We start from the raw sequence: 25,444 nt of genomic DNA, 5'->3' as shown, positions 1-25,444 counted from the left end.
GAATGGGCATCTTGCCGCACCATCAGGAGAGGGGGGCTGCCGGTTCGTGGCTACCCCTGATAGAGGTAGAGGTGCAGCCGCTCTATGATGGGTTCACCGCCAATCTTGCGATCTCGCCGCGCCTGCCGCAGTTTGGGCGGGTAGTGGCCAAGGTGGGTGACGCCGGGCTGGGTGTCCGAGCAGAGCAGCAAGGGCAGGCTCGCCTTGAGCTGCTGCTTGCGGGGCTCCCTGTCCTGCCAGAGCAGGTTGATCATGGGATGGGTCTTGACCGGCCGCCGGATCCTGAGCTCGGCATCGGCAGGCAGGCGGCGAAGGTCATAGACCTCCTGATCCACCATCTTGCTCCACTCCTCACTGTTGGAGAGCGCTGGAATATAGCGGCGGCTGCGCTCCAGCATCTCGAGCACCTGCTCCCGGCTGAGGCGGTTGATGCTTTGTTTGTCGGCCCAGGTAAAGCCGAGGGAATGCAACTCACCCTCCAGCAGGGTCAGCTTGCGGTAGACCTGCAGGGTGATTACCCCGGGCAGGGCCCTGTGTACCAGCTCGAATTTCTCATCCCGCCCGCCTGCCTGTTGCACCAGCCCCTTGAAAGCGAGTTTGCGGGCGTTAATCTCCTCGATCAGTGGGCGCAGCTGGCTGGCGCTGGCGGCAGAGAAGCGCAGCCAGCCCGGCAGGCGGTGGGTAGCCTTGGTGGAGCAGCCGGGGCGAGCGCTGTGATCCTGATAGGCCGCCAGGGTGGCCGCCAATGCTTCCTCTCCACCCAGATAGCCCACTTCTATCTGCTCGATGGGCTCGTGTTCCTGCCCCTGGGGTACGGCAGGAAGGGGATAGACGTGAGCCTCCAGCAAGGGTAGCTGACCCAGCTGTCGGGCCAGGTGGGCCAGCGCTTCTTCGAGCGCGTCCATCTGTTGACGCAGGGCGGCAGTCGGAGTAAAGGTGTCCATCGGCATGTCCTGTGGTCGACCCTGTCACACCCTCTGAAGAGAGTTGGCAGGGGGGGGGGCTGAACTACTGTATAAATAACCATACCAGTATGCCGGAAGTGAGCCAAGAGCCTCCTTTTTGATGCCCTTGGCGAGCATCAGAAGTGATAGCCATTTGGGTGTGTTGTTTTTGTATCTCTCTGTTAAATAAGGATCAATAAAAGATCTCTTGTTTAACAACTGGATGTAAACACCAGGTTGCCTGCCTCGCCTTTAGATCCGGTGACTGCATAGCCAAGGCAGGAAACTGCATAGTTAGGGGTGTGCCACGCAGGAGAATATGCTGTCGGGTTTTCATGCGGAATAAAACGGTTATTTAATAGTTAAAAATCAATTGGTTATATTTTAATGGCTGACGATATGCAGCATTAGCTTTACTAATGCGTTGTATCAAAATTCGTCAATTGAGTCGGTTGTCCCTCCTGACTAAGCTTTGCGCAACAAATGTGCACCTGCGCAGACATCATCAAGAGGAGCCACATCATGGCCAACATGACTTATACCGAAGCCGGTTACCAGCATTCCAGCCAATTGAATCTGGCTGCTCGCGTCAAAATGACAGTACTGACCTGGCTGGAACGCAGCCGTAGCCGTCGCCAGCTCTCCGAGCTGCCCGAGTACCTGCTCAAGGACATCGGCCTGAACGAATCTGATCGTTATCAAGAGACCACCAAGCCCTTCTGGCGTGGTTGATCTGCCGGGCATGGATGCCTTGTTTTTCTGCTGATCCTGATTGCTTAATCCCGACTTGGCCCGTGCCAGCGTGTGAATGATTGCCTGATATTATTGCTTCCCCGCAGTGCTGTTTTACTTCCCGTGATTTCCCCTTCCTTTACCCCATACCTTGTCGATTTGTCACTATCTGTCGCCAGCTTTGTATCCTTACTGTTTGAATTTGTTTAAAAACTGATTTTAAGCCCACACGCCTTGCGTATAATCCGCCCATAGCGTTCCTGACAAAAGGGTGAGATGGATGATTCCCCAGCATGATTTTTTGGCCCTGACCCGCCACCACGAGTGGCAGCTTGAGCCCTTCGCGTTTGACCTGCCCGATGGCTCCCGGGTGAGCGTCTGGGATACGGGAGTGCTCTGCCTGGAGCCTGCCAGTGGCGCGGGCGATCAGTCCGGGGGACGCAAGGATATCGTCCTCTCCTGCGGCGTTCACGGCAACGAAACCGCCCCCATCGAGATCTGCAACCAGTTGCTGACCCGGCTGCTCAGCGGTGAGCTCAGCGCCCGTCATCGGGTGCTGTTCCTGTTTGGCAACCCGGCCGCCATGAACCTGGGGTTGCGGGAAGTGGAGGAGAACATGAACCGGCTCTTCTCCGGAGCCCACAGCAAGGGGGAGGGACTGTGCAATCAGGAGCGCATTCGCGCCATGCGCCTCGAGCAGTATGTGAGCCGCTTCTTTGCCGATCCGGCCCGGCCCCGTTATCACTATGACCTGCACACCGCCATTCGCGGTTCGCGCCACGAGAAGTTTGCTGTCTACCCCTTCCCCCATGAGCGGCCGCACTGCAAGGAACAGGTGCAGTTCCTCGGTGCCTGCGGGGTGCGTACCATACTGCTCTCCAGCGGCCCCACCACCACCTTCAGCTATTACAGCTCGCACCAGCATGGTGCCCATGCCTTCACGGTAGAGCTGGGCAAGGTGCGCCCGTTTGGCGAGAACGACATGACCCGCTTCATCGAGACCCGTCAGGCGCTGCAGGAGCTGGTGACCCGGGATGAGGTGGTGCTCGAGCCTTGGCGGGCGGATGACTTCACCATTTTTGCCATCGACCGGGTGATCAACAAGCGTTCGGAGCAGTTTCGCTTCCTGTTTGCCAGCGATGTGGACAATTTCACCGAGTTTCCCCAGGGATTCGTGCTGGCCGAGGATGGTGAACTGCGCTACACGGTAGAAAAGACGCGGGAAGCGGTGGTCTTCCCCAACGCCAATGTGGCCATCGGTCAGCGTACCGTGCTGCTGGTGGTGCCGACCCGTTTGTGGGAGTGAGCCGACCCCGTCTTCTGTGCCATAGACCTGCGCGTCGTCCGGCTGGTGACGCGAATCCATTGATGTGGGAGTGATCCCGCATCCACCCAAAAGGGAGCCCGAAGCGGCTCCTTTTTTCGTATCTGCTCAGCCGAAAAGTTCAGTGTCTTTCTGAAATTAAAGAAGTTTCTACTGGTCTTACCTGGTTAAATCACATTGCTCTTTAGTTAACATCTTATTTACATTCTAAGGGTCACCTCATGGTGGTGACGTTGACAACGGCAAGGAGCCAGTTATGACCCATGTCGACATCCCTTTCCTTCGTTACCTCGATGAGGAAGGGCGCCCGGTCGCTACACTACCGACCTGGCTGGACAAGGCGATACTGCACACTTTCTACCGCAACATGGTGATGGTGCGCAGCTATGACAAGAAAGCAATCGCGCTGCAGCGAACCGGCAAGCTCGGCACCTTTCCCTCCCATCTGGGAGCCGAGGCGGTCGGGATAGGCGTCGGTCTCGCCATGCAGGAGCAGGATGTTTATGTGCCCTACTACCGGGACATGCCCACCCTTTATGTGCGGGGCGTGCCCATGGAGAAAAACCTGCAATATTGGGGCGGGGACGAACGGGGTTGTGTCTTTTACAAGGCCGATGGCGAGCTGTCGGAGGACCTACCCATCTGCGTGCCCATCGCTACCCAGATCACCCATGCTGCCGGCATAGCGGCGGCCTTCAAGTTGCGCAACCAGCCTCGTGTCGCCGTGGTCACCATAGGCGACGGCGGTACCTCCAAGGGGGACTTCCTGGAGGGGCTCAACTGCGCCGGTGTCTGGCATCTGCCCATGGTGATGATCATCAACAACAACCAGTGGGCCATTTCTGTGCCGCGCAAGTTGCAGTCGAGCGCACCCACCCTGGCCCAGAAAGGAGTTGGCGCCGGGGTACGCAGCATCCAGGTTGACGGCAACGACGTGGTGGCTGTTTATGATGCCACCCGCATCGCCGTCGAGCGTGCTCGCAGTGGCAAGGGGCCGACTCTCATAGAGGCGATCAGCTATCGGCTGGGGGATCACACCACGGCCGACGATGCGACCCGCTATCGGGATGCTGCCGAGGTGGAAGCCGCCTGGGCCAAGGAGCCGGTCAAGCGGTTGCGACAATTCATGTTTGAACAGGGCTGGTGGGACGAGCATCAGGAGCAGACGCTGCTGGCCGAGGCGAGCCGGGAGGTCGATCGCTCCGTGGCTGCCTATGAAAGCACGGCCCCGCAGGCGCCGGAAACCCTGCTCGACTATCAGTTTGCCGAGTTGCCCAAGGATTATCGCGGGCAGCGCCAGCGCATCATCGCCAAGGGCATGCAGCATCACGCCGGGGAGGAACGCTCATGATCGATGAGATAAGACTGCAGGATGCCATCAAGCCTGCCTGGTGTGACGACATGACATGCCACGGAAATGCGGTGGCTGATGACGCCGAGTGGGGGAGGACGCATGAGTGAAATGACACTGCTCGAAGCCATCAATCTGGCACTGCACCATGAGATGGAACACGACCCTGATGTGGTTGTTCTGGGGGAGGATGTCGGGGTCAACGGCGGGGTGTTTCGGGCCACTGTTGGCCTTCGCGACAAGTTTGGCTTCAAACGGGTGATAGATACACCGCTGGCCGAGGGGCTGATCGCCGGGGTGGCGGTGGGGATGGCAACTCAGGGACTCAAGCCGGTGGCCGAGTTCCAGTTTCAGGGCTTCATCTTCCCCGGCATGGAGCAGATCATCTGCCAGGCTGCGCGGATGCGTAACCGCACCCGTGGCCGTCTGTCCTGCCCCATCGTCTATCGCTCTCCCTACGGCGCCGGCATTCACTCGCCGGAGCACCACAGCGAGAGCGTTGAAGCCCTGTTTGCCCATATTCCGGGCCTGCGGGTGGTCATTCCCTCCAGCCCGAGGCGCGCTTATGGCTTGCTGCTATCGGCCATTCGTGACCCGGATCCCGTCATGTTCTTCGAGCCTGATCGTATCTATCGCTCCATGAAGTCGGACGTGGTGGATGACGGTGTCGGCCTGCCGCTGGATGTCTGCTTCACCCTGCGGCCGGGGCGGGATATCACCATGGTTGCCTGGGGGGCCTGTATCCAGGAGGTGATGCGGGCGGCGAGCCTCTTGGCGGAGCAGGATATCCAGTGTGAAGTGCTGGATTTGGCGACCATCAAGCCGCTGGACATGGAGAGCATTCTGGCGTCGGTGCGCAAGACAGGCCGTCTGCTGGTGGTGCACGAGGCGTGCGGCAGCTTCGGGGTGGGGGCCGAGATAGTGGCGCGGGTGACCGAGGAGGCGTTGGCTTCCCTCAAGGCGCCGCCCAAGCGTCTCACCGGGGTGGATGCCGCCGTACCCTATTATCGCAACGAAGAGTATTACCTCATCACAGAGCAGGATATCGCGGATGCGGCTTACCAGCTGATGGAGAACAAATGGCTATGACATTTTTCAAATTTTGGCGCTTCAGCAGCCGAGCAAAAAATAGCCATGGAATCTTCCAACGTTTGGTGATTGCCCCGCAGATGGAGAACTGGTCATGAAATTTTTCAAATTACCGGACTTGGGCGAAGGGTTGGCCGAGGCCGAGATCGTCGAATGGAAGGTGAGTGCTGGCGATACAGTGAGTGTCGATCAGGTGCTGTTGTCGGTAGAAACCGCCAAGGCGCTGGTGGATGTGCCCTCGCCGGTAGCGGGGGTGATCGCCAGGCTCTGTGGTCAGGAGGGCGACATACTCCACATCGGCGCGCCACTGGTGGAATTTGAAGGGGGTGAAGATGACGGCACTGTGGTGGGCAAGGTCAGCGCTCACCAACAGCATATCGAGGATCACTTCGTGGTGGGGGCCATAGCCCCGGGTGGCAACCTGGTACAGGCCATGCCTGCGGTGCGGCTGCTGGCACAGAAACTGGGTCTGGATATCGATCGGATCAAAGGCAGTGGCAGCGCCGGCATGGTGACCGAGCAGGATGTGCAGGCGGCATTCGAGGCGCAGCAAAGCAGCGGCAACGAGTTCCTCAAGGGCTCGCGCCGGGCCATGGCCAAGGCGATGGAGCTTTCTCATCAGACAGTTGTGCCGGTCAGCATCACCGACGAAGTGGATCTGCGTCACTGGCGCCCAGACGAAGATGTGACAGTGCGGCTCATCAAGGCCATCGGCGTCGCTTGCCGGGCCGAACCTTCCATGAACGCCTGGTTTGACGGCGATACGCTCTCAAGGCGGCTGTTCAATGAGGTCAACGTTGCCATTGCGGTCGACTCCAAGCATGGGCTCTATGTGCCCGTGATGGAGAACGTAGCCGAGCGAGAGGGAGCGGACATCCGGCAGGGACTGGATCGGATGATCGCCGATGTGAAGGCGCGGGCCGTGCCGCGGGAGATGCTGCAGGGGGCGACTATTACTCTCACCAACTTCGGTGCCATCGCGGGTCGTTATGCCAGCCCAATCGTGACGCCACCGCAGGTGGCCATCATAGGTGCGGGCAAGTTGTTCGAGAAGGTGGTGTTCATCCACGGGGAGGCTCGCCCGGTCAGAGTGCTGCCTCTGTCGATGACCTTTGATCACAGGGCCTGCACCGGTGGTGAGGCGGCTCGCTTCCTCAAGGTACTGGTTCAGGCACTGGAATCGCCCGCACTATAAACGGCGGTGCCCTGCCATTGGCGGGGCACAAATTTGTTTGCGTAATCCCCAAAGCCACGTATAATCTAAACCAGCTTGAAAGGGCCAAAGTTATGTCAATGAATATGATGTTTTACATCTTTTCCTGTTGTTCATAAGTTAATCCCGTTTTTGAGCTTTATCCGCTGAAAAGCATAAGTAATTATTTAGAATACAGGTTAAAGATATGTCTAACATGATCACCGGTACCGTTAAGTTTTTCAACGAAACCAAAGGTTTTGGCTTCATCCAGCAAGAAAACGGCCCGGACGTTTTCGTTCACTTCAGCGCTATCAGCGGTAACGGTTTCCGTACCCTGGCTGAAGGTCAGCGCGTACAGTTTTCTGTGACCCAAGGTCAGAAAGGCCCGCAGGCTGAGAACGTAACTGCTCTGTAATTCTTACAGAATTTAAGAAAGCCGTGGTGCCTCTGGTTCCACGGCTTTTTGTTTATGGGCCATCTTCACTATATTCAGCATCATCTTTGACCTTGAATTGCACCATGACCCCATCACTTCTTCTTGCTGCCAGCCTGTTGACCATTGCCGATCTTCAGACACAGAGTACATCCGCCACAGAAGCGAAAGCCGTATGTCAGCAGTTTGTTCAGGTACGTCTTGGGAATGGTAGTCAGCCTGATGAGATCAAGGCTCAGCCTTTGCCAAAGCGGGAAGGGGAGTGGATGGTCGATGGCAAAGTAAAAGGACCCGAAGGTCCTTTGCTGTTTGCCTGTTTGCTGCGCCAGGGCTTGCGCTGGGAGTTGGTCAACTTTTCGCTCTGGGCCCCGCAGGCGATCAAAGCGGTTTGAGTGCGACTATCAGATGCTGCAGATGCTCAACCATTGTCATGCCAAAAGGAGTCAGGTAGCCGCCATCTTCTGCGCTGATGAGCCCCTGCTGATGCAGACGTACAGCCGCTTGACACAGCTCGTCGGACATGTCACTGCGCAACTTGATCCCCAGGCTCATGTTGGCCGGATCAAAGCATGCCAGTATTTTCAAGTCGTTTACAAAGTCGTTAGAAATCTGGTCGATCCCAATCATGAATGCACTCCTTACGCTAAAGATGTATGCAAACTAGCATTCCCGGATCCACTTTAGTGGGCGCTGGTTCAAACTATTGGGCTTTATCCGTGCGGGGAGTGCTTGAACGCTGTTTTTTTGGGCGCGGATCTCCGAGTTGAGCAGTGAAAATGTGAGTCCGCTCGCCAGCGTTCAAACATGATAGGATAGGGCTCTCCTTTGTCTTTCTGGCCGAGCACTGTATATCGGCCTTCCAGTTCAAGGCGCCCTTATGGTAAAGATCACGCTAGTATCACTGCTTCACACTCTCGGTCCCCGTTTCCCTGTCTATCCCACCTCTCTGCTGCTACCTCTGCTCGACCAGCATCAGGGCGATGTCTGGCTGCCAGCCATAAAGGGGGGGGATGTGGCCGTATTGCGTCAGCATGGCAAGGGTGCAGCTGCGCAAACCCTGGCGTCGCTGACGGCTGGCTGGTGTGACTTTGCTGCCAGCGATGTCGGAGCGACGCCCGAGCTGGATGCCCTTGCCAACTACGACAGCGAGATGATGGACAATCTGCTGATGTATTGGCACAGCCCGGCCAAGATAAACAGCCCGATCACCGACAACCTGTTCGAGCTGCGCCGCGAGGTGGTGGACGAAGCCCATGGTTCCAAACTGGCCAACGCCTGGGAGCAACAACAGGTGCTGCGATTCGAGCAGATCATGGGTGGCGCATTGGCTGGACGGGATCAGCTCTGCTTCGTCGAGGTGGAGTCCGCCTACTGGCTGCGCCAGCGTTGTTGCGAGACGACGGAGATCTCCCTGGTGACGCCTGAACTGGGCTGATATTGCCGAAAAATAGGTGACCGATCTCTCATACTGGACAAGCTGTCAGCAAGATGTGAACATGGCGCCCTTTATTGAAAGAGAGACTTGGCCAATGAGCTATGAACTGAGCGAAACCGAGCGCAATGCTGCGCTGCAACTGAATGCCGACTACCGTTACGAGCACTTCATCAGCAAGCTGGTCGAGTACGAAGAGCTGTTTGTCCTGACCGACGAGCACGGCGTCATGATGCTGACCACAGACGATGAAGATTGCATCCCTGTATGGCCACATCCTGAGTACGCCCAAGCGTGGGCCGAGGGTGAATGGGCCGAATGCAAACCGCAGTCCATCACCCTCAAGGTGTGGCTGGAGCGCTGGGTTGACGGTATGGAGCAGGACGAGCTGTGCGTCGCCGTGTTCCCGACTCCGGATCAGGAAGGCATAGTGCTGTCGCCGGCCGACGTGGCTGACGCCATTGCCGAGAAGCAGGCCAAGCGCGCTTAATCGCCCCTGGCGTCAAGGCTGCAAGCAAGGTTGCAAACAAAAAAGACCCCGTCACCTCTGGTACGGGGTCTTTTGTTTGATATGTACTTTGGTCTCAAGGCTGCCGATAAGTGGTGTCTATCTTCATGACGGCAGGAAAGGTCTTGCCGTTTTTGATGGCGGCTTTTGTCTCGGTTTTTAGCTGGTCGTCGATCCAGAGCAGACCGCCGTAGCTGTAGCCGCTACTTCCGCCATCGAGTGGCCAGTAAAGCAGATCACTTTTGGGTGTGGCGGGCAGCTTGGGCAATTTTATCCAGCGCCATGCCCCTTCCCGGGTATAGGGCACCTGATAAGCGGGGACAAAGCTGGCCTGTTCATACAGACGCTGCTGGATCTGCCGCGACAGCGCCGCTTTTTTGGCGAAGTCGAACTCCATGTCGTACTGCTCCACCAGGGCAGTGATGGCGTCATCATCTATGTTCATGATGTTGTTGGTCTGGGGCTTGTTGGCATTGACCTTGTGGAAAAACTCCCAATAAGCGGGATAGCGACCGCCGCTCCATGCCATCCAGGCACTCTGGTGTTTTTTCTCCAGCATGGACTTGAAACCCGAAGAGGCATCCATCAGGTTGAGCTCGAGATTGAGCCCCGCCTTCTTGGCCTCTTCCCGCAGCAAAGTGAGCCGCTGGGCATGTTCCGCCGTGGTGTAGGTGATGGTCAGCGTCAGTGGCTGCCCCTTGTCGTTTTGCAAAATGCCCTGTGGCCCCACCTTGTTGAAACCAGCCTTGGCGAAATAGCTGCGCGCAAGTTTGGGATCAAACGGGCGTGCCTTTATCTCTGTGTTGGTAAAATCCCCTTGGCCCGACCCGTAGCTGTTGAGTCGCTGGTAATCCCCTCGAAGCAAGGTGACGAGCATCTTGTCTAGGTTGAGGGAATGCTGGATGCCCAGCCGCACATTGAGCTCGCTGAGCAGCGGGTCTGCTGTATTGAGATAGAGTCCCATGGGGGATTGTGGGGTCTGGTTGTAGAACCAGAGCCCCTCGATATAACCCTTCTCGAATTCTGCAGTTTTGGTCTTGTCGTGCCACCAGTTGGGCATGACCAGCGGGAAGGTATCCAGGTCGCCGCGCAAGAAGTGTTGCCAGGCGATGTTCTGATCCCGCAACACCTTGATCTCAATCCTGTCCGGGTTGAAGCGGTGTTGAAAGTAGCGCTCCTCGTCTCCCCACCAATCTTTGATCCGCTTGAAGCTAACCGACTTGCCCTTTTTTACCTCGCCGAGCTGATAGGGGCCCGTGACTGGCAGTATTTTCCAGTTGTACTCCTTGACCCAGTTGGCCGTGAGCTTGATGGCGTGGCTTGGCTCCGGGGTGAATGGCAGGGATTCCAGCAGATCTTCCCGACTCTTTTCGCTGCCGCTGGTGATGGAGAGGGTGTGGTCATCGAAGCGAGTCACGTCTGCGATCTGGGTGCTGTAGTAGTTGTTGTACCAGGGGTCGTTTATTTCCTTGCTGCGCATCATCTTGAGGGTAAACACCCAGTCATCGGCGGTGACGGGCTTGCCATCTGACCAGCGAGCCTTGGGGTTGATGCGAAAATAGAGGGTCTTGTGATCCGCGCCAAAGGCCCACGCGTTTGCCAGCATGGGCATGGGGTTGCCTGTGACGGGATGTGTGCTCAGCAGCGGCAGGTTGCTTTCCCTGACATAGCTGGCAAAGCTGCCGTTGGAATCGGGCCCGAATTTGCGCAAGGTCAGCGGAAAGCTGGTGACAAATCCGCGAAAGGTGCCGCCCCGTTTGGCGGCCGGGTCGGCGTAGACAGGGTCCGCATTGTTGCTCTCCCACTTGAGATCCGCAGGCAGGCCGGCGCCCCAGCCAAACTGACTCCAGCACAAGGTCAGGGTGATGGCGGCGGTGTAAGCAGTGGTGCGAATAAGGGTCGGGACGGGGCTCACCCCGGCTGAGGCTGTCGATGGCATATCCTTGCTCTCTCCTGATGGTCTGCATCCTGCAGGCTCGGTCTGGTGACGTCAGTCCCGATAGGGACTGGCTCATGATGGAAATTTTTGCCAGTTGGGTCAATGCCGATGGGCAAATAACGCCCTGGTCATCAAGGCGCCGTCTGTGACTTGAACCAGCGCAGCCGGCCACCCAGCAGATGGACCACGAAGCCGAGCAGCACCAGACCAGAGCCCAGCCACTGCAACGGAGTGGGGTGCTCATCGAGCAGGACGGCAGCCGCCACCATGCCGACGCAGGGCACCAGCAGGGAGAGCGGTGCCACCTGGGCCACCGGATAACGCATCAGCAGGCGGCCCCATAGGCCGTAACCGAGCCAGGTGGCGACCAGTGAGAGGTAGAGCACGCAGAGCAGTCCCTGCCAGCTGACATTCAGCAGGCTGGCGGCAATGCGCTCCGGCCCTTCGAACAGCCAGGAAAGGGCGAAGAAAGGCAGTATGGGCACCAGGCCGCCCCAGGCGATGAGGCTGGGCAGGGAAGTGTGATAGCGCAGGCCAATCTGGCGATTGATGACGTTGCCAAGGCTCCAGCAGGCGGCTGCGCAGAGCGTCAGCACGAAGCCGAGCAGGGTCAGGTTACCCTCGCCATAGGTGGCGATGAGATAGAGGCCTGCGCCCGCCAGTGGCAATGCTACCCAGTGATGGGGCTGCCAGCGCTCCCCCAGCCAGAGCATGGCGAACAGCAGGGTGAACACCACCTGGGATTGCAGTACCAGCGAGGCCATGCCCGCCGGCATGCCGAACTTCATGGCACTGAACAGGAAGGCAAACTGTCCCAGGCTGATGGCGCCACCATAGGCCAGCAGCCAGCGCCAGGGCATGGTGGGCCTGGGCACCAGCAAGATGGCGGGGAAGACCACGCCGACGAAGCGCAGCGCTCCCAGCAACAGCGGCGGTATCCCCTCCAGCCCCCACTTGATCGCCACGAAATTCAGCCCCCAGCAGAGGATGACCAGGGCGGCCAGACACTTGTCCTTGGTTTGCATTCAGCTTCCTTGTATGACTACCTTTTAAAAGGCTATGTCCCAATTACGTGTTGCATGGGGTGCCCCAGCGCCTCATGCAAACACGCTTTGATATTCACCCCCCTTCCGTAACGTTCCAGCATCCTGCGCCAACCCAGGTAATTCTTCAGGTAGTGGGTCGCCACGCCATGGAACCGCTCCATCCACTCTTTCAACCGATGGTGATATCCGTTTACATGCTGGATGTGATACGCACCAACCACCCGTTCGCCCCGACGATTGTGCACCACTTGATGGGTCACCCCCTGCGCTTGGCTGAAACTGGCATACACGCCCGCACCATCGCTACAAAGCACCGCGTCAGGTGAAACCAAGGGCTTCAAGACCGCTATCACTGTTTCGGCATTCATCTTATCCAGCTGAAAATCCGCATGGTGGCCTGCCCGGTCTTGCACCACCATCACCGGAATGTAATCCGGCCCGGTTCCACGTGTTCGCCCTTTACCACCGCGATGCCGTGGCGGACGCGGCAGTCCCCGTTGCCCTTTGAACGATTCGAGGAAGAAGGTCTCATCAACCTCAACGATGCCCTCTTCCCGTGTGGCTTGATGGGTTGCCATCACGCGCAAGAAGCGGTGACGCCAGAGGAAGGCGGTGTTTTTGCTGACGCCGCAACGCAGCGCTGCCTGACGGACGGTCAGCCCTTCAATGAGGGCTTGCGCGTAGTCTTCCCAGCACTGGGCTTTGCGCAACCGGGCCAAGGGCGTCTTGGTGAGCACGGTGCTGGTGCGCAGACACAGTTTGCAACGGTAGCGGCGCAGTCCCCGACTCCATCCCCAAGGCGCCAGCTGAGCAGGTTCGGCCTGACAATGAGGGCAACCGCTGCATGCTGGTAACTGGGTATTGAGTGAGGTAATGGCGTGTGGCGCCGTGAGCTCCTGCTGGGCAACACGGCGCTGGCGCAGGGTAAGCAGTGGAAAGAGGGATAACAGGTGTTGAAAGGCTGGGGTATCCATGATGGTAGACCTCAAGATGATGGCCTACTTCAAGCTTAGCCTTTCAACACGTAATTGGGACAGAGCCTTTTAAAAGAGGTGCGGCGATCCCGCTGCCAGCGGGACGGGTCGGCAAGAGGACGAGCATACCCTTGACAGGGTGGCTGGCGTCAAGTCGCCAGACCGGCTTGCACCAAAGGACGGATCACTTGCTGGTTACCGGCCACTCTTGTGGGCCAAGAGGCGGCCGGGCAGTGGTCAAGGCATCTGTGGTGGATAGGGCGTTTGCCTGCCTTGACCTCGGTTTTTTGTCTGCGGCCCGATGGAGGGGGAGAGCGAGAAGGGGCGGCGGACGGTCTACGCTATACAAAGACAGCCCGATAGTGCGGCTGGTGCCAATGGCTTAACGGAGGTATCCCCCATGAGCGACCACACTCTGCTGCCCCATGGCGAAGATCTGCGCCGCGCCGTACGCTGGCTCAGCGAGCATCATCAACACGATATCCGTGCCATTGAAGAGGCCAGCATCCGTTTTGATCTGTCACCGCTGGATGAAGAGTTTTTGATCCAGCACTGTGTCGAACGGGAAGGGGGCGCCAACTAGACGAAGTTGGCGAGGCTGATGCCAAACTCTTTGGGATCGACCGTGCTTTCTATGCTCTCCTGTACCCCGGACTTCGCCAGATCCAGCCACTGCACCTCGAGGTAGTGGCGCTGGGTCGCGTGATAGATCACCTTCACCACCGGCTTGAGCGGCTCTTGCGGATTGCGCTGCATGACGATGGCCAGTCGCTGGTTGGAAAGTTGTACCAAGGTACCCACCGGATAGACACCCATGCATTTGATGAACTTGGTCACCAGCAGTCGATCAAAATGGTGGTCTGCCCCCTTGAGCAGGATCCGGAATGCCTGGGTCGGCTGCATCCCCTGCTTGTAGACCCGATCCGCCGTCACAGCGTCGTAGACATCGACGATGCCGCTCATGCGGGTGTAGAGAGACAGCTGGTCACCCTTGAGGTGGCGGGGATAGCCGGTGCCATCGAGCCGCTCATGGTGATTGGCGGCGACTTCCAGCATGGTGGCTGTGATGCCCGGGGTGCTGCTCAGAATGTCATGGCTATGTACCACGTGCTGGCGCATTACGGTGAACTCTTCATCGGTCAGCTTGCCCGGTTTGTTGAGCACCTCATCCGGGGTCATGATCTTGCCCACATCATGCAGCAGCCCCCCCAGGGTCAGCTCCTTGAGCACGCTGCGCTCCAGCGCCAGATAACGGCCGAAGTTGGCCAGCAGTATGGCCACGTTCATGGAGTGCTCCATCAGGTAGGCATCCTTGGCACGAATGCGGGCCAGACAGAGCATGGCATCGCCGTGGGTGAACATGGTGTCCACCATCTCTTCGGCCACGGTTGCCAAGGGGGTAATGTCGATGGGCTCACCCGCCTTTAGCTGGCGAATGAATTTGCCTTGCAGCTCACGGGCCTCCTGATACAGGCGGCGGATCTTGAGCTCACGTCCCTCGCCGTTCGCGCTGCCTGTCGGGCGTTGCGACGCAATTGAAGAGGCTGCCGGGTCGGGAAAGATAATCTGCTCTATGCCAGCCAATTTGCTGCGGGCGAGATCGACGCGCACCGTGAGCACACCGCGCCGGATCAGGTCATCAATTTGCTGACGAGTCGTCACCAGCCCCATCTGGGCGATCTCCATGCCACCGGTCTGGCTGGTGATGGCGATCACATACATGCCTGCTTGTAGCTGGTTGACGGGAATGACGGGATGAGGAGTGTGTGACTTCATACGGCTTCCTGACTTTATTATTATGCGTAATGTTAGGCCCTCAGCAGGCAGTCTAACATCCGCGCCATGCTTCGTCATTGTGGTACGGTTTACGCCAGCACTGCTTATTGCTGGAGTTGTTGGCCTTGGCCTATATAATGGCGCCCCTTTATTGATGGACTCTGAGGTTGTGCATGCGGCTCGATAAATTTCTTTGCGATTGTTCCGATTTGACCCGTTCCCTGGCGGGCAAACTGATCCGGCAGGGAGAGGTCACTGTGGATGGCATAGTGGTCAAACAACCCGCTTTTCACATCAACGAGCAGAGCCAGGTTGAATTTGACGGTGTCATGCTGACGCTGGATCAGCGCAATCGCTACTTCATGCTGCACAAACCGGAAGGTTACGTCTGCTCCAACGAGGATCCAGATCACCCGACCGTCTTCTTCCTGATGGATGAACCTGCCATGGGCAAGCTGCACGTGGTTGGTCGACTCGATCTCGATACCACGGGTCTGGTGCTGGTCACCGATGATGGCAAATGGTCTCACCGCATCACCTCGCCGCGCCATGAATGTGCCAAGACCTACCATGTCTGGTTGGCTGATCCCGTGCATCAGGACGCCATATCGCTGTTTGCCGATGGCGTGTTTCTGCGCAATGAGACCGAGAAGACCCGTCCCGCTCAGTTGGAAATTCTGGCCGAGTGCGAGGCCCGCCTTACCATCCATGAAGGCAAGTATCATCAGGTGAAGCGGATGTTTGCCTCGATCGGCAACAAGGTGGTGGGGCTGCATCGGGAGAAGATCGGTGCATTGGCGCTGGATGAAGCGTTGGCTCCGGGCGAATACCGCGAGCTGACGGCAGAGGAAATCGCCCAGTTCTAAGCCGCTCGCCTGACACTGAGCAAGGCGCGCCTTGCTCAGTGTCCGCTGACCCCCAGCACCATGGCCGTACCCAGGGTCGCCAGCAGGGCGCCCGCCCAGGCCGCAAGGGAGGGGCGCTGGCCCGAATGCCACCACAGCAGGGGTAGCAGAATGACTGGCGTGGTGGAGGAGAGAATCGCCACCATGCCGACTTCTCCCTGGCGCAGGGCGACCAGGATCAGTGTCATCCCCATGGCCATGGCCAGGAAACCGTTGATGCCAATCAACCCCAGCACCTGACGGTCGATGGGGTTGTGGGGCATGGCGAGCGGTAATCTCAGCACTCGCAAGGTGCAGTGAGCCAACAGGGCACTGCCCATGCGGATGCCGGAGGCGCTCACAGCGTCGACATTGCCACTCATCATCACTGGCTTGGCGATGATGGCACCCAGGCTCTGACAGAAGGCCGCGGTCAGCCCCAGACCGATGCCGATGGCAAGGTGTCCACGCACCTGTTCCCACTCGTTGTGCTGATTGCCGCCACGCCGGCCGAACAGGATGGCGAGCATGACACCGGCAAACACCAGCAGCGCTCCCACTAGTCGCCAGCCGCCGAGCTGCTCACCAAACAACCAGAGACCGAGCAGGGCGGAGAAGAGAGCATGGCAGGAGAACAACAGGCCGCTGCGTCTGGGCCCCAGCCGGTTCATGCAGGCAAACAGGGCTGTATCCCCGACAAAGATACCGATCAGGCCCGACAGCGCCAGCAGGGGAAGAGCGCTCTCGCTAAGGGATTGCCAGCCTCCGGTGGCGATGCTGGCGGTGCCCAGCATCAGGCTGACCAGAAACATGCGCCAGCGACTGTAGGCAAATGCCCCTAGGTGGCGGGCCGGTTTGACCGAAATCAGGGCCGCCACTGCCCACAAACTGGCCGCTGCCAGCGCCAGCCACTCATACCCCATAAAAACTCCTGAGAATGTAGCCAGATCGAAAGACGTGTCAGGCCGTTACCAGCGACAGCCACTCACATTTCATAAAAACTACGGAAAAAAATAGCCCGAAAGACTCCATCTCTTGGGCAAGCCCGATACAATACGGGGCGTCTTCGGGGATAACAAGCGCAGCATCATGCATTCGTATTCAGGCGCGCTGCCGGCCTTCCCCCTTCTTGAAATAAAGTGAATTGAACGAGGTTTATGTCATGGTTTACCGCGCCGCTGTTTATCAGCCGGAACGCCGGCCAGCACGTCGCTGGCTTTCTCCCTTGCTGCTGGGCCTGCTGATGGCCCCGTCGCTGCAAGCAACCACTGTTACCCAGGAGACTGTACTGTCGGATCGCCAGACGCTGGTCAAGGGCAACGGTGATGAGCCTGAGTCCCTCGATCCGGCCCAGATCCGCTCCGGTTTTCCGGGGGAAGTGGTACTGGTGGATTTGTTTGAAGGGCTGGTAAGCGAAGATGGTCAGGGCAAGATAGTGCCGGCTCAGGCCCAGCGCTGGGAGACCAGCGAAGATGGGCTGGTGTGGCGCTTCTTCCTGCGACCCCAGCTCAAATGGTCCAATGGTGAGCCGCTTACCGCACAGGATTTCGTCTACGCCTGGCGTCGGCTGTTGGATCCGGCACAAGGGTCCCCTTCCGCCGGATTGCTGCTGGCGACCGGTATCAACAATGCTCAATCCATCTATGCCGGGGCTCTCGAGCTCACGTCGCTGGGGGTGGAAGCCGAGAGCAGCCAGATCCTCAAGGTGACACTGGAGCGGCCCGTACCCTATTTCCTGCAACTGGTCAGTCAACGCCCCTTTGTTCCCGTCAATGAGCAGGCGATCACCCGGTTTGGCAAAGAGTGGACCCAGCCCGGCAAACTGGTCAGCAATGGGGCTTACAAGCTGGTGAACTGGGCGCCCAATGAACGTATCGAGGCTGAGCGAAACATCCATTATTGGGATGACTTGCACACCCGGATCAAGCGGGTGACCTATCTGCCGCTCTCCTCCCAGCATGCTGAACGGCTGCGCTATGAGGCAGGGGAGATCCAGCTTACCAACAAGGTGGCACTGGAGTATTACCAGAAGACCAAACAGACGACGCCAGAGCGGATCTGGGGTCTGCCCCTGCTTGGCACCTATCTCTATACCTTCAATCTGCGCCGTCCCGAGCTGCAGGATGTACGGGTGCGCCAGGCACTGGCCATGACCATAGACCGCCACGTGCTGACCGAACAGGTCAGCGGTCAGGGGGAGCGACCTGCCTGGTCTCTGCTGCCTGGCATGCCAGGCTATGAGGCACTTGGCTCACCGCTGGCTCTGCAGGATCAGCCGACACGGCTGGCCAAGGCTGCCGCCTTGATGGTGCAGGCAGGTTACAACAGTGCCCGTCCCCTCAAGCTGACGTTGACCTACAACACGTCTGAGAGCCACAAGAAGCTGGCGCTGGCGGTGGCCGCCATGTGGAAACCGCTGGGGGTGGAGGTGTCGCTCAACAACATGGAGTGGAGCGCCTATCAGGTGGCAAAAGACAGTGGTGATTTCATGCTGGTCCGCTCCTTCCTGTTTGGAGATTATGTGGAGCCCTCATCCATGCTCAACAGCTTCCGCTGTCAGGATCCCCAGAACGAGAGCGGCTATTGCAATCCGGCCTTTGATGGCTTGCTGCAGCAGGCATCGGACACCCTGGATGGTAGTACCCGGACCGGACTCTATCGCCGGGCCGAGCAGCTGCTGATGGACGAAATGCCCGCCATTCCCGTGTATCACTACAACCAGATGCGGCTGGTGGACCCCACACTGCGAGGGTTGCCGAGCCAGAACCTCAAGGGGGCTATCGCCACCAAGGATCTCTATTTCAGCAAGCAGTAAGGGAGTTCGCGATGAAGATTGCCATCATTTCAGACCTGCACGGCAGCCTGAGCGCATTGGAACAGGTGCTGGCCCAGCTTGCTCCCTGGCAGCCCGATCACTATCTGCTGCTCGGCGATCTGCTCAACCATGGCCCTCGCAATCCGGTGCCGCCGGGTTATGCCCCCGCCGCCGTGGCGGAGCGGCTCAATCAGCTGGCGCCGCACATCATGGCGGTGCGTGGCAACTGCGATTCGGAAGTGGATCAGATGTTGCTGAACTTCCCCATGACAGCACCTTATAACCAGTTGCTGGTGGATGGACGGCGCTGGTTTGTCAGTCATGGTCATCTCTATCGCCCGGATGCGGTACCGATGCCCCCCGGCAGCCTGTTTATCAGCGGCCACACCCATCTACCCGTGCTGCAGCGAGAAGGGGAGCTGGTGCTGATGAATCCGGGGTCTATCTGTTTTCCACGGGGAGAGCTGGCGGCAACCTATGGCCGGTATGAGACGGGCGTGTTGAGCATCCATGCCTGTGCGGACAGCGAAGAACTGTTGAGGCTGGTGTTATAGGTTGGCGACAGGCAGAGCTTGCGCGAGGGGGGAGCGGAAAGGGATCAGGCCTTGATGCCGAATGAGCGTGTGCCGGAGCGGGTGTTGCCCTTGGCGTCATAAGTCAGGGAGTTGCGATCCCGCAACTGGCTCAAAAAGCTTGCCAAGCGGCGGTTGGAGACGATGCTGAGCTCGAGCAGGCGACCATTCACATCGTTTTGTTCCTGACAGGCATCGAGTTTTTCACGCAGGGTAGTCATCTGCTCTGGAAAGGCCGACAGCTGCTGTTGCAGTTCGGGCAGCCGGGCCAAGGTCTGGTCCAGCACTTCAATATCTGCAAGCAGTTTCTGCTTGCGCTCTGCCAGCTCAGGCAGCGCCAATGCTTGGTGCTGCTTGAGCAGGTTGAATTCCTCCTCCAGCAAACCTTGCATCCGGGAGAGATATTCGTCTTGGGTGTGCAGCAGCGAAGGTAAATCCATCATCCGAGCAGCTTGTCCAGAGTGGATTCAAAGCTGAACATCTTTTTGGCTACCGCCTCGCTGTTGACCTGGTATTCACCATTGGCCACGGCTTTCTTCAGACTCTCGACCCGGCTTTCATTGCCGGTGGAGGCTGAGTTGAGGTTTTTCTGCATCTGTTGCAATTGCTGCGCCTCATTGGTCAAGGAGACGGAGTCTGTCTTGACAGTCGCCGCACGGTTGTCGGGAGACGAGGTCGCTTGTTTGGTGTTGGCACCCTGGCTGTTACCGGTGTTTTGCAACCGATTATTCGCCAAGTTGTTGATATTGTTAATAGCCATAGTGTTTACCTTCGTCTGCTTTGCTGTTCGCTTACCTGTTTATCGGTGACCGTCGTCAGAACTTTAGAAAAAAATAACCAGAAAAACATATCAGAAGGGGACCACGACAGAGCCGACTGCGCTGACTTTCCCTTGCACTGTTTTTCCTGAACGAATATTGACGAGGCTGATCATGTCTCCGAAGCTGCCATCTTGCAAGGCTCGGGCCATGGTTTTGATTTGCATGCTGCTGTTTTCTGCACTGAGTGTGACCTGGTCGCCTTTGCAAACCACGCAGACTTGGCTGAGCCGTATGGGCTGACCCGGCTTGAGTTCCCGTTTGCTGCGTACTCCTATCAGGGGGGCCTGATCGCTCAGATAATCACCGCGGATCTGGGTCTGATCCTGATAGGCCAGCGTCAAGACACTCTCACTGAGTATGTCGCCCTTGGCTACCGGGGTAGCCACGGTCACATAGGGTTTCTGGATGCTGACGCGCACCGGCAAATAGAGGTCCCAAGGTTTTTCTTCCTCGCATTTGAGGTAGACGGTGGTGTTACGACGCACCTCCATCCTGGCGGGAAGGCTGATGGTAAGATGCTGCTCGCAGCGGCTCAAAGGTAGTCTGTCATCAATGGAGGCAGCTTGCACATGAGCCTGGGCATCGAGTGGAATATCGAGCTGGCCGAGCACAAACTCTTGCGCCATTTCTTGCAGATAACTGGTCACCTCGGATGCCGTGGCGTGAGATATGCCGCAAAACAGCAGTAAGATGAGGAAAAGTCTACTAATCATTTTCTCTCGCAGGCCGATAAGTTGTTCACGCATATCACCATATTTAACTATGCTTGCTTCAGAATTCGTTTGTAGTGACATCGATAGTCTGACGCAAGCCAATACGCATGCATGATTAATGCCAAGCGTTTTTAGGGAGTGTTTATGGCCAGTATTATGGACTCGGTCAACCAACGTACCCAGCTGGTGGGACAAAACCGGTTGGAGCTGCTGTTGTTTCGTCTCAATGGACGTCAAAGATTTGGCATCAACGTATTTAAAGTGCGTGAAGTGCTGCAATGCCCTCCCTTGACCGTCATGCCAAAGCTCAACTCCTGTATTCGTGGCGTTGCGCACATCCGTGGCCAGACCATTTCGGTGATTGATCTCAGCATGGCGGTGGGCAAACGTCCCATCGAGGACCTGAGCAAGTGTTTCATTATTATTTCCGAGTACAACCGTTCAGTTCAGGGCTTCTTGGTGCATTCGGTTGAACGCATCATCAACATGAACTGGGAATCCATTCTGCCGCCACCCAAAGGGGCAGGGCGCATCAACTACATGACTGCGGTCACGGAGGTAGACGGCGAGCTGGTGGAGATCCTGGATGTTGAACGTATCCTCAACGAAATCTCCCCGGTGTCGACTGAAGTAAGTGCCGAGTTGGTGGATGCCAGTGTTGAGCACAATACCCATGGTCGTCCCGTACTGGTAGCAGATGACTCTTCTGTTGCTCGCAAGCAGGTGCAGCGAGCCCTTGAGGCGATTGGCGTGCAATGTGTGCTGGCCAAGGATGGGCGTGAGGCACTCAACATGTTGCTGGAGATGGCCAAGAATGGCCCCATCAAGGATCAGATTGCCTTGGTGATCTCGGACATCGAGATGCCAGAAATGGACGGTTATACTTTTACCGCAGAGATCCGTAACAATCCCAATCTCAAGGACTTACATGTTATTCTGCACACATCCCTCAGTGGGGTGTTCAATCAGGCCATGGTGCAGAAAGTCGGTGCGAACAATTTCATCGCCAAATTCCAACCGGATGAGTTGGCCAAAGCCGTACAAGGCGCACTCTAATCAAGAAGAACAAACTGCATGAAGACACTTTCGGACGACTTATACAAACAATTCAGCAACTTTCTGGCAGTACAGAGCGGAATCGTGCTGGGTGACAACAAACAGTATCTGGTCAAGAGTCGGCTTTCACCCTTGATGACTCAGTTTGGTATTGAGAGTCTGTCTGATCTGGTTACTCGAGCGATGAGTGTGCGTGAGCGTGACCTGAAAATGGCAGTGGTTGATGCCATGACTACCAACGAGACCCTCTGGTTTCGCGATACTTACCCCTTTCAACTACTCACTGACAAGCTTTTTCCTGAACTGGGCAAGAGTGGCCGTCCGATCAAGATCTGGTCGGCTGCCTCCTCGTCTGGGCAGGAGCCCTATTCCATCGCCATGACGGCGCTGGAACAGCAGGTCAAGAAGCCGGGTACCTTGCCCGGTGGCGTGCAGATTGTGGGCACCGATATTTCCAGCACCATGCTCAATCAGTGCAAGGAAGGGGTGTACGACAGTCTGGCGCTGGCTCGTGGTTTGTCACCTGAGCGCAAAAAATTGTTCTTCGAACCTTATGGTGACAACAAGATGCGGGTGGTGGAACGTGTCAGAAAATTGACCACGTTCCGGCCACTGAACCTGCTGGAGAGCTACAGCCTGCTCGGCAAGTTTGACATCATCTTCTGCCGCAACGTGCTCATCTACTTTGCGCCGGAAGTGAAGTCGAAGATCCTCAATCAGTTCGCAGCCAGCCTCAACCCTGGTGGTTATCTGATGCTGGGGGCCTCAGAGTCACTGGCTGGTCTGACCGATCGGTTCGAAATGGTCCGTTGCAATCCTGGCATCGTCTACAAAGTCAAATAACCCCGCTTAAAATCCCTCTTTGGCACACCTCTTGCTAATAATTTATCAAGCAGGAGGTGTGCTATGGCAATTTCATTCGACAAGGCATTCGGGATTCACCAATACACGCTGGGCGTTCGTTCCAAGCGTGCCGAGGTGCTATCCAGCAACATTGCCAACGCAGATACCCCGGGTTTCAAAGCCAGGGATATCAACTTCTCAGAGGCATTGGCACAGGCCCAGCATCAGCAAGGGTTTGGTATGGCCACCACCAGTGAGAAGCACTTTGCCTTGCAATCGGATGCCCCTGGTCTGATGCAGTACCGCAATCCCCTGCAGCCGGATACCGGTGATGGCAACACGGTTGACGTGCAGCAGGAGCGCAGCGAGTTCTTGCGCAACAGCCTTGAGTACCAGACCTCCCTTGAATTTATGAACGGCAAGATCAGTGGCCTGTTGAAGGCCTTGAAAGGAGAACAGTAATGAGTTTGTTCAAGGTCTTTGACATTGCAGGCTCGGCCATGAGTGCACAGTCTGTTCGACTCAACACGGTGGCCAGCAACATGGCCAACGCCGACAGCGTCAGCTCCAGCGTGGAAAAAACTTACCATGCCAGGCGGCCAATCTTTGCCGCTCAACTGGATCAGGCGATGTCAGACAAGCAATCATCGGTCGGGGTCGAGGTGAAAGGGATTGTCGAGAGCAAGGCCCCCTTGCTCAAGGAGTACAACCCCAACCATCCCATGGCGGACGATGATGGCTATATTTTCAAACCCAACGTCAACATGGTTGAAGAGATGGCGGACATGATCAATGCCTCGCGCAGCTATCAGACCAATGTGCAGGTTGCCGATTCTGCCAAAAAAATGTTGCAGCAGACTCTCAACCTCGGCAAGTCCTGATAGGGGTAAGCACAGATGGCAGATACAAGTAGTGTGAACGGCATCAGCCGTACCACAACCCAGACCACTGATACGACGACGGCCCCGAAGAAAGAGCTGGATCAGGCGTCTTTTCTGAAGTTGCTGACCATGCAGCTTTCCTATCAGGACCCGTTCAAGCCGGTGGATAACGCTCAGATGTTGTCCCAGATGACCTCCATGTCGACTTCGGAGGGGATCAATAGCCTGTCAACCCAGATGGGTAATCTCAACACTCTGATGACCTCAAGCCAGGCGCTGCAAGCTTCTGCGCTGGTGGGGCAAAATGTGCTGTTGCAGAGCAACGTTGGTTTTCTGGAAAACGAGGGTTCCATTGGCGGTGTTGTGGCTGTCGGCGTCGAGAACAAGTACACGAGCGTCAAAATTACCGTAGAAGATGAGAAGGGGCAGGTTATCAAGGAGTTTGCTCTGGAGGGCGATCAAAAGGGGAACGTTGAGTTTACCTGGGATGGCAAAGACAAGAACGGTGAGCCCGTCGCGTCAGGCAAATATGTCCTCAAGGCCAACGGTAACAACTCGGAAGGAAAGTCGGAAAGCATCGCTACGTTTGCTTATGGCAAGGTTGATAGTGTGGTCTTGGGTAATGGAACTAACCCGACACAGCTCAATCTGAAAGGCCTTGGCACAACAACCCTGAACAGTATCCTGCAGATTGCAGGAGCGACCACCACACCACCAACCACCACGCCTACAGCATCGATCTAAGGAGCTGGATATGTCATTTAACAATGCCTTGAGCGGTGTCAACGCGGCACAAAAAGATTTGAACGTTACCGCCAACAACATTGCCAACGTCAATACCATGGGCTTTAAAGAGTCCCGTGCCGAGTTTGCGGATGTTTATGCCAACTCGATCTTTGTCAATGCCAAGACACAGGTCGGCAACGGTGTGGCGACGGGGGCGGTGGCCCAGCAGTTTCATCAGGGGGCGCTGCAATTTACCAACAACGCACTGGATCTGGCGATCCAGGGCAATGGTTTTTTCGTCACATCGGACGGTCTGACCAATCTGGATCGCACCTACACTCGGGCCGGAGCTTTCAAGCTCAATGAAAACAGCTATATGGTCAACAACCAGGGCCACTATCTGCAAGGTTATGAAATTAACACGGATGGGACACCCAAGGCGGTGAGCATCAACGCCACCAAGCCGATTCAAGTACCGGACCGGGCGGGCGAGCCTAAAATGACCGAGCTGGTGGAAGCAAGCTTTAACTTGAGTATTGAGTCGAAAACCAAGCCAACGGACCCCGCCGCTTTTGATCCCACCAACTCAGCTACCTTTGCACACTCAACATCCGTGACGATCTATGATTCGCTTGGCGCCCCCCATGTGATCACCAAGTATTTTGTCCGCCATGAGGATCCGGTTACTCCGGGGACGCCAATGACGCCGGGTACCTGGAGCATGTACATGTATGAGGGGGACAAGCCCATTGATATCGCTAGTGGTGCACCCAGCCCGGGCCCAGGCATCCCCACTGGCGTCCAGATGACGTTTACCTCCGGCGGAAAATTGGATCCAGCTCTTACTATTCCAGCTCCACCGGCCCCGATCAAAACCGTCACGCTGGGCACAGCGGCCGGGATTATTAACAACGGTGCAGATCCCACTCAGGCAGTGGAAATTCGTCTCAGTGATGTGACTCAATACAACTCCCCTTTCAACGTCACCAAACTGACCCAGGATGGCGCCACTGTGGGTAATCTGACCAAGGTGGAGATTACACCGGACGGTATTGTTTCTGCCACCTACAGCAATGCGACGACGTTAAAGGTTGCCATGGTTGCGCTGGCCAAGTTTGCCAACTCGCAAGGACTGACTCAGGTCGGCGATACCTCCTGGCGCCAATCTCTGCTTTCTGGAGATGCGCTGCCCGGTACGCCTAATTCGGGCACCTTGGGCAGTATCAAGTCTTCGGCGGTGGAGCAATCCAACGTGGACTTGACTTCCCAGCTGGTGAATCTCATCACGGCCCAGCGTAACTTCCAGGCCAACTCCCGTTCGCTGGAAGTGAACAGTTCATTGCAGCAGACCATACTGCAGATCCGTTAATGATGACGGTGTTACAGGGGG

29 protein-coding genes are annotated in these 25,444 nt (G+C 57.1%); 19 read left to right on the top strand and 10 right to left on the bottom strand.

The window, feature by feature from the left end:
* Positions 1-50: 50 nt before the first annotated feature.
* Positions 51-944 carry a DNA replication terminus site-binding protein gene (locus tag AC1P02_RS20095; protein ID WP_485183094.1) on the bottom strand — a complete coding sequence of 298 codons (894 nt, stop codon included), beginning with the start codon at positions 942-944 and terminating at the stop codon, positions 51-53.
* Between the two features lie 522 nt (positions 945-1,466).
* Here AC1P02_RS20095 and AC1P02_RS20090 point away from each other — a divergent pair.
* The 7 genes from AC1P02_RS20090 (at position 1,467) to AC1P02_RS20060 (ending at position 7,460) form a co-directional block, all read left to right on the top strand.
* The gene (locus tag AC1P02_RS20090; RefSeq protein ID WP_017412738.1) at positions 1,467-1,676 is read left to right on the top strand and encodes a DUF1127 domain-containing protein; all 210 of its coding nucleotides are present in this window, start codon (positions 1,467-1,469) and stop codon (positions 1,674-1,676) included.
* A gap of 280 nt (positions 1,677-1,956) precedes the next feature.
* Positions 1,957-2,982, top strand: coding sequence for a succinylglutamate desuccinylase (gene astE, locus AC1P02_RS20085; protein ID WP_485183092.1), 1,026 nt, complete (start codon positions 1,957-1,959; stop codon positions 2,980-2,982).
* A 274-nt stretch (positions 2,983-3,256) separates the two neighbouring features.
* Positions 3,257-4,351, top strand: coding sequence for a pyruvate dehydrogenase (acetyl-transferring) E1 component subunit alpha (pdhA, locus tag AC1P02_RS20080; RefSeq protein ID WP_485183090.1), 1,095 nt, complete (start codon positions 3,257-3,259; stop codon positions 4,349-4,351).
* A 102-nt stretch (positions 4,352-4,453) separates the two neighbouring features.
* On the top strand, positions 4,454-5,440 hold the full coding sequence (locus AC1P02_RS20075) for an alpha-ketoacid dehydrogenase subunit beta (RefSeq protein WP_087755334.1): 987 nt from the start codon (positions 4,454-4,456) through the stop codon (positions 5,438-5,440).
* Between the two features lie 94 nt (positions 5,441-5,534).
* A complete protein-coding gene (locus AC1P02_RS20070; RefSeq protein ID WP_485183088.1) occupies positions 5,535-6,635 on the top strand; it encodes a dihydrolipoamide acetyltransferase family protein in 1,101 nt (366 codons plus the stop codon).
* 205 nt (positions 6,636-6,840) lie between these two features.
* Positions 6,841-7,050, top strand: a complete 210-nt coding sequence (locus AC1P02_RS20065) for a cold-shock protein (RefSeq protein WP_005331438.1) — start codon at positions 6,841-6,843, stop codon at positions 7,048-7,050.
* A 104-nt stretch (positions 7,051-7,154) separates the two neighbouring features.
* Complete coding sequence (locus AC1P02_RS20060; RefSeq protein WP_485183081.1) at positions 7,155-7,460, top strand: hypothetical protein; 306 nt, start codon at positions 7,155-7,157, stop codon at positions 7,458-7,460.
* Here the strand turns inward: AC1P02_RS20060 and AC1P02_RS20055 are convergent.
* Positions 7,447-7,695: a TIGR02647 family protein gene (locus AC1P02_RS20055; protein ID WP_005320240.1), complete on the bottom strand. Its 249-nt coding sequence runs from the start codon at positions 7,693-7,695 to the stop codon at positions 7,447-7,449. The two genes, AC1P02_RS20060 and AC1P02_RS20055, sit on opposite strands and share 14 nt — an antisense overlap.
* A 250-nt stretch (positions 7,696-7,945) precedes the next feature.
* Between AC1P02_RS20055 and AC1P02_RS20050 the strand changes: the two genes are divergently transcribed.
* Both AC1P02_RS20050 and AC1P02_RS20045 read left to right on the top strand, forming a co-directional pair.
* Entirely contained in the window at positions 7,946-8,503 is a 558-nt protein-coding gene (locus tag AC1P02_RS20050; protein WP_485183079.1) for a hypothetical protein, read from the top strand.
* Positions 8,504-8,597: 94 nt separating this feature from the next.
* Positions 8,598-8,990: a DUF2750 domain-containing protein gene (locus AC1P02_RS20045; RefSeq protein ID WP_005320236.1), complete on the top strand. Its 393-nt coding sequence runs from the start codon at positions 8,598-8,600 to the stop codon at positions 8,988-8,990.
* Between the two features lie 94 nt (positions 8,991-9,084).
* On the opposite strand, the gene AC1P02_RS20040 is transcribed toward AC1P02_RS20045, so the two are convergent.
* The 3 genes from AC1P02_RS20040 to AC1P02_RS20030 all read right to left on the bottom strand — a co-directional run bounded on the left by AC1P02_RS20040 (position 9,085) and on the right by AC1P02_RS20030 (position 12,967).
* Positions 9,085-10,947 carry an extracellular solute-binding protein gene (locus tag AC1P02_RS20040; protein ID WP_485183077.1) on the bottom strand — a complete coding sequence of 621 codons (1,863 nt, stop codon included), beginning with the start codon at positions 10,945-10,947 and terminating at the stop codon, positions 9,085-9,087.
* 131 nt (positions 10,948-11,078) lie between these two features.
* Positions 11,079-11,972, bottom strand: a complete 894-nt coding sequence (locus tag AC1P02_RS20035; protein WP_485183074.1) for an EamA family transporter — start codon at positions 11,970-11,972, stop codon at positions 11,079-11,081.
* A gap of 32 nt (positions 11,973-12,004) precedes the next feature.
* Complete coding sequence (locus AC1P02_RS20030; protein ID WP_485183072.1) at positions 12,005-12,967, bottom strand: IS1595-like element ISAs23 family transposase; 963 nt, start codon at positions 12,965-12,967, stop codon at positions 12,005-12,007.
* A 400-nt stretch (positions 12,968-13,367) separates the two neighbouring features.
* Between AC1P02_RS20030 and AC1P02_RS20025 the strand changes: the two genes are divergently transcribed.
* A complete protein-coding gene (locus tag AC1P02_RS20025) occupies positions 13,368-13,550 on the top strand; it encodes a hypothetical protein (RefSeq protein WP_005320234.1) in 183 nt (60 codons plus the stop codon).
* On the opposite strand, the gene AC1P02_RS20020 is transcribed toward AC1P02_RS20025, so the two are convergent.
* On the bottom strand, positions 13,547-14,743 hold the full coding sequence (locus AC1P02_RS20020; RefSeq protein ID WP_058394211.1) for an HD-GYP domain-containing protein: 1,197 nt from the start codon (positions 14,741-14,743) through the stop codon (positions 13,547-13,549). The two genes, AC1P02_RS20025 and AC1P02_RS20020, sit on opposite strands and share 4 nt — an antisense overlap.
* 173 nt (positions 14,744-14,916) lie before the next feature.
* On the opposite strand from AC1P02_RS20020, the gene rsuA reads away from it, so the two are divergent.
* On the top strand, positions 14,917-15,609 hold the full coding sequence (rsuA, locus tag AC1P02_RS20015) for a 16S rRNA pseudouridine(516) synthase RsuA (RefSeq protein WP_485183070.1): 693 nt from the start codon (positions 14,917-14,919) through the stop codon (positions 15,607-15,609).
* 35 nt (positions 15,610-15,644) lie between these two features.
* Here the strand turns inward: rsuA and AC1P02_RS20010 are convergent, their stop codons facing one another.
* Complete coding sequence (locus tag AC1P02_RS20010; RefSeq protein ID WP_485183068.1) at positions 15,645-16,550, bottom strand: DMT family transporter; 906 nt, start codon at positions 16,548-16,550, stop codon at positions 15,645-15,647.
* 239 nt (positions 16,551-16,789) lie between these two features.
* Here AC1P02_RS20010 and AC1P02_RS20005 point away from each other — a divergent pair, with 239 nt between their 5' ends.
* Positions 16,790-18,442 carry a peptide ABC transporter substrate-binding protein gene (locus tag AC1P02_RS20005; RefSeq protein ID WP_485183066.1) on the top strand — a complete coding sequence of 551 codons (1,653 nt, stop codon included), beginning with the start codon at positions 16,790-16,792 and terminating at the stop codon, positions 18,440-18,442.
* An 11-nt stretch (positions 18,443-18,453) separates the two neighbouring features.
* Positions 18,454-18,996 carry a phosphodiesterase gene (yfcE, locus tag AC1P02_RS20000; RefSeq protein ID WP_346209154.1) on the top strand — a complete coding sequence of 181 codons (543 nt, stop codon included), beginning with the start codon at positions 18,454-18,456 and terminating at the stop codon, positions 18,994-18,996.
* Positions 18,997-19,040: 44 nt separating this feature from the next.
* Here the strand turns inward: yfcE and AC1P02_RS19995 are convergent, their stop codons facing one another.
* The 3 genes from AC1P02_RS19995 to flgA form a co-directional block, all read right to left on the bottom strand.
* Positions 19,041-19,457 (bottom strand): flagella synthesis protein FlgN, encoded by a 417-nt coding sequence (locus AC1P02_RS19995; RefSeq protein WP_485183064.1) that lies wholly within the window; start codon positions 19,455-19,457, stop codon positions 19,041-19,043.
* Positions 19,454-19,774 (bottom strand): flagellar biosynthesis anti-sigma factor FlgM, encoded by a 321-nt coding sequence (flgM, locus tag AC1P02_RS19990; RefSeq protein WP_005320221.1) that lies wholly within the window; start codon positions 19,772-19,774, stop codon positions 19,454-19,456. The genes AC1P02_RS19995 and flgM overlap by 4 nt, the downstream gene beginning before the upstream one ends.
* 90 nt (positions 19,775-19,864) lie before the next feature.
* Positions 19,865-20,470 carry a flagellar basal body P-ring formation chaperone FlgA gene (flgA, locus tag AC1P02_RS19985; RefSeq protein WP_058394317.1) on the bottom strand — a complete coding sequence of 202 codons (606 nt, stop codon included), beginning with the start codon at positions 20,468-20,470 and terminating at the stop codon, positions 19,865-19,867.
* A gap of 222 nt (positions 20,471-20,692) precedes the next feature.
* On the opposite strand from flgA, the gene AC1P02_RS19980 reads away from it, so the two are divergent.
* The 6 genes from AC1P02_RS19980 (at position 20,693) to flgE (ending at position 25,423) form a co-directional block, all read left to right on the top strand.
* On the top strand, positions 20,693-21,604 hold the full coding sequence (locus tag AC1P02_RS19980) for a chemotaxis protein CheV (protein WP_021139249.1): 912 nt from the start codon (positions 20,693-20,695) through the stop codon (positions 21,602-21,604).
* An 18-nt stretch (positions 21,605-21,622) separates the two neighbouring features.
* On the top strand, positions 21,623-22,447 hold the full coding sequence (locus tag AC1P02_RS19975) for a CheR family methyltransferase (protein WP_005320215.1): 825 nt from the start codon (positions 21,623-21,625) through the stop codon (positions 22,445-22,447).
* A gap of 63 nt (positions 22,448-22,510) precedes the next feature.
* Positions 22,511-22,909, top strand: a complete 399-nt coding sequence (gene flgB, locus AC1P02_RS19970; RefSeq protein ID WP_005320212.1) for a flagellar basal body rod protein FlgB — start codon at positions 22,511-22,513, stop codon at positions 22,907-22,909.
* Complete coding sequence (gene flgC / locus AC1P02_RS19965; protein ID WP_005320210.1) at positions 22,909-23,328, top strand: flagellar basal body rod protein FlgC; 420 nt, start codon at positions 22,909-22,911, stop codon at positions 23,326-23,328. Before flgB ends, flgC begins: the two co-directional genes overlap by 1 nt.
* Before the next feature lie 15 nt (positions 23,329-23,343).
* The gene (locus tag AC1P02_RS19960; RefSeq protein ID WP_005320209.1) at positions 23,344-24,072 is read left to right on the top strand and encodes a flagellar hook assembly protein FlgD; all 729 of its coding nucleotides are present in this window, start codon (positions 23,344-23,346) and stop codon (positions 24,070-24,072) included.
* A 10-nt stretch (positions 24,073-24,082) separates the two neighbouring features.
* Entirely contained in the window at positions 24,083-25,423 is a 1,341-nt protein-coding gene (gene flgE / locus AC1P02_RS19955; RefSeq protein ID WP_017412904.1) for a flagellar hook protein FlgE, read from the top strand.
* The last annotated feature ends 21 nt before the right edge of the window (positions 25,424-25,444 follow it).

The organism is Aeromonas sp. TS_SC_11 (genome assembly GCF_057318915.1).
This window is presented reverse-complemented; position numbering and strand designations above follow the sequence as displayed.

What these genes read in the sequence shown, in the direction of transcription:
- AC1P02_RS20095 (WP_485183094.1), bottom strand. Translation starts at nt 944, where the DNA reads ATGGACACCTTTACTCCGACTGCCGCCCTGCGTCAACAGATGGACGCG.
- AC1P02_RS20090 (WP_017412738.1), top strand. Translation starts at nt 1,467, where the DNA reads ATGGCCAACATGACTTATACCGAAGCCGGTTACCAGCATTCCAGCCAA.
- astE (WP_485183092.1), top strand. Translation starts at nt 1,957, where the DNA reads ATGATTCCCCAGCATGATTTTTTGGCCCTGACCCGCCACCACGAGTGG.
- pdhA (WP_485183090.1), top strand. Translation starts at nt 3,257, where the DNA reads ATGACCCATGTCGACATCCCTTTCCTTCGTTACCTCGATGAGGAAGGG.
- AC1P02_RS20075 (WP_087755334.1), top strand. Translation starts at nt 4,454, where the DNA reads ATGAGTGAAATGACACTGCTCGAAGCCATCAATCTGGCACTGCACCAT.
- AC1P02_RS20070 (WP_485183088.1), top strand. Translation starts at nt 5,535, where the DNA reads ATGAAATTTTTCAAATTACCGGACTTGGGCGAAGGGTTGGCCGAGGCC.
- AC1P02_RS20065 (WP_005331438.1), top strand. Translation starts at nt 6,841, where the DNA reads ATGTCTAACATGATCACCGGTACCGTTAAGTTTTTCAACGAAACCAAA.
- AC1P02_RS20060 (WP_485183081.1), top strand. Translation starts at nt 7,155, where the DNA reads ATGACCCCATCACTTCTTCTTGCTGCCAGCCTGTTGACCATTGCCGAT.
- AC1P02_RS20055 (WP_005320240.1), bottom strand. Translation starts at nt 7,695, where the DNA reads ATGATTGGGATCGACCAGATTTCTAACGACTTTGTAAACGACTTGAAA.
- AC1P02_RS20050 (WP_485183079.1), top strand. Translation starts at nt 7,946, where the DNA reads ATGGTAAAGATCACGCTAGTATCACTGCTTCACACTCTCGGTCCCCGT.
- AC1P02_RS20045 (WP_005320236.1), top strand. Translation starts at nt 8,598, where the DNA reads ATGAGCTATGAACTGAGCGAAACCGAGCGCAATGCTGCGCTGCAACTG.
- AC1P02_RS20040 (WP_485183077.1), bottom strand. Translation starts at nt 10,947, where the DNA reads ATGCCATCGACAGCCTCAGCCGGGGTGAGCCCCGTCCCGACCCTTATT.
- AC1P02_RS20035 (WP_485183074.1), bottom strand. Translation starts at nt 11,972, where the DNA reads ATGCAAACCAAGGACAAGTGTCTGGCCGCCCTGGTCATCCTCTGCTGG.
- AC1P02_RS20030 (WP_485183072.1), bottom strand. Translation starts at nt 12,967, where the DNA reads ATGGATACCCCAGCCTTTCAACACCTGTTATCCCTCTTTCCACTGCTT.
- AC1P02_RS20025 (WP_005320234.1), top strand. Translation starts at nt 13,368, where the DNA reads ATGAGCGACCACACTCTGCTGCCCCATGGCGAAGATCTGCGCCGCGCC.
- AC1P02_RS20020 (WP_058394211.1), bottom strand. Translation starts at nt 14,743, where the DNA reads ATGAAGTCACACACTCCTCATCCCGTCATTCCCGTCAACCAGCTACAA.
- rsuA (WP_485183070.1), top strand. Translation starts at nt 14,917, where the DNA reads ATGCGGCTCGATAAATTTCTTTGCGATTGTTCCGATTTGACCCGTTCC.
- AC1P02_RS20010 (WP_485183068.1), bottom strand. Translation starts at nt 16,550, where the DNA reads ATGGGGTATGAGTGGCTGGCGCTGGCAGCGGCCAGTTTGTGGGCAGTG.
- AC1P02_RS20005 (WP_485183066.1), top strand. Translation starts at nt 16,790, where the DNA reads ATGGTTTACCGCGCCGCTGTTTATCAGCCGGAACGCCGGCCAGCACGT.
- yfcE (WP_346209154.1), top strand. Translation starts at nt 18,454, where the DNA reads ATGAAGATTGCCATCATTTCAGACCTGCACGGCAGCCTGAGCGCATTG.
- AC1P02_RS19995 (WP_485183064.1), bottom strand. Translation starts at nt 19,457, where the DNA reads ATGATGGATTTACCTTCGCTGCTGCACACCCAAGACGAATATCTCTCC.
- flgM (WP_005320221.1), bottom strand. Translation starts at nt 19,774, where the DNA reads ATGGCTATTAACAATATCAACAACTTGGCGAATAATCGGTTGCAAAAC.
- AC1P02_RS19980 (WP_021139249.1), top strand. Translation starts at nt 20,693, where the DNA reads ATGGCCAGTATTATGGACTCGGTCAACCAACGTACCCAGCTGGTGGGA.
- AC1P02_RS19975 (WP_005320215.1), top strand. Translation starts at nt 21,623, where the DNA reads ATGAAGACACTTTCGGACGACTTATACAAACAATTCAGCAACTTTCTG.
- flgB (WP_005320212.1), top strand. Translation starts at nt 22,511, where the DNA reads ATGGCAATTTCATTCGACAAGGCATTCGGGATTCACCAATACACGCTG.
- flgC (WP_005320210.1), top strand. Translation starts at nt 22,909, where the DNA reads ATGAGTTTGTTCAAGGTCTTTGACATTGCAGGCTCGGCCATGAGTGCA.
- AC1P02_RS19960 (WP_005320209.1), top strand. Translation starts at nt 23,344, where the DNA reads ATGGCAGATACAAGTAGTGTGAACGGCATCAGCCGTACCACAACCCAG.
- flgE (WP_017412904.1), top strand. Translation starts at nt 24,083, where the DNA reads ATGTCATTTAACAATGCCTTGAGCGGTGTCAACGCGGCACAAAAAGAT.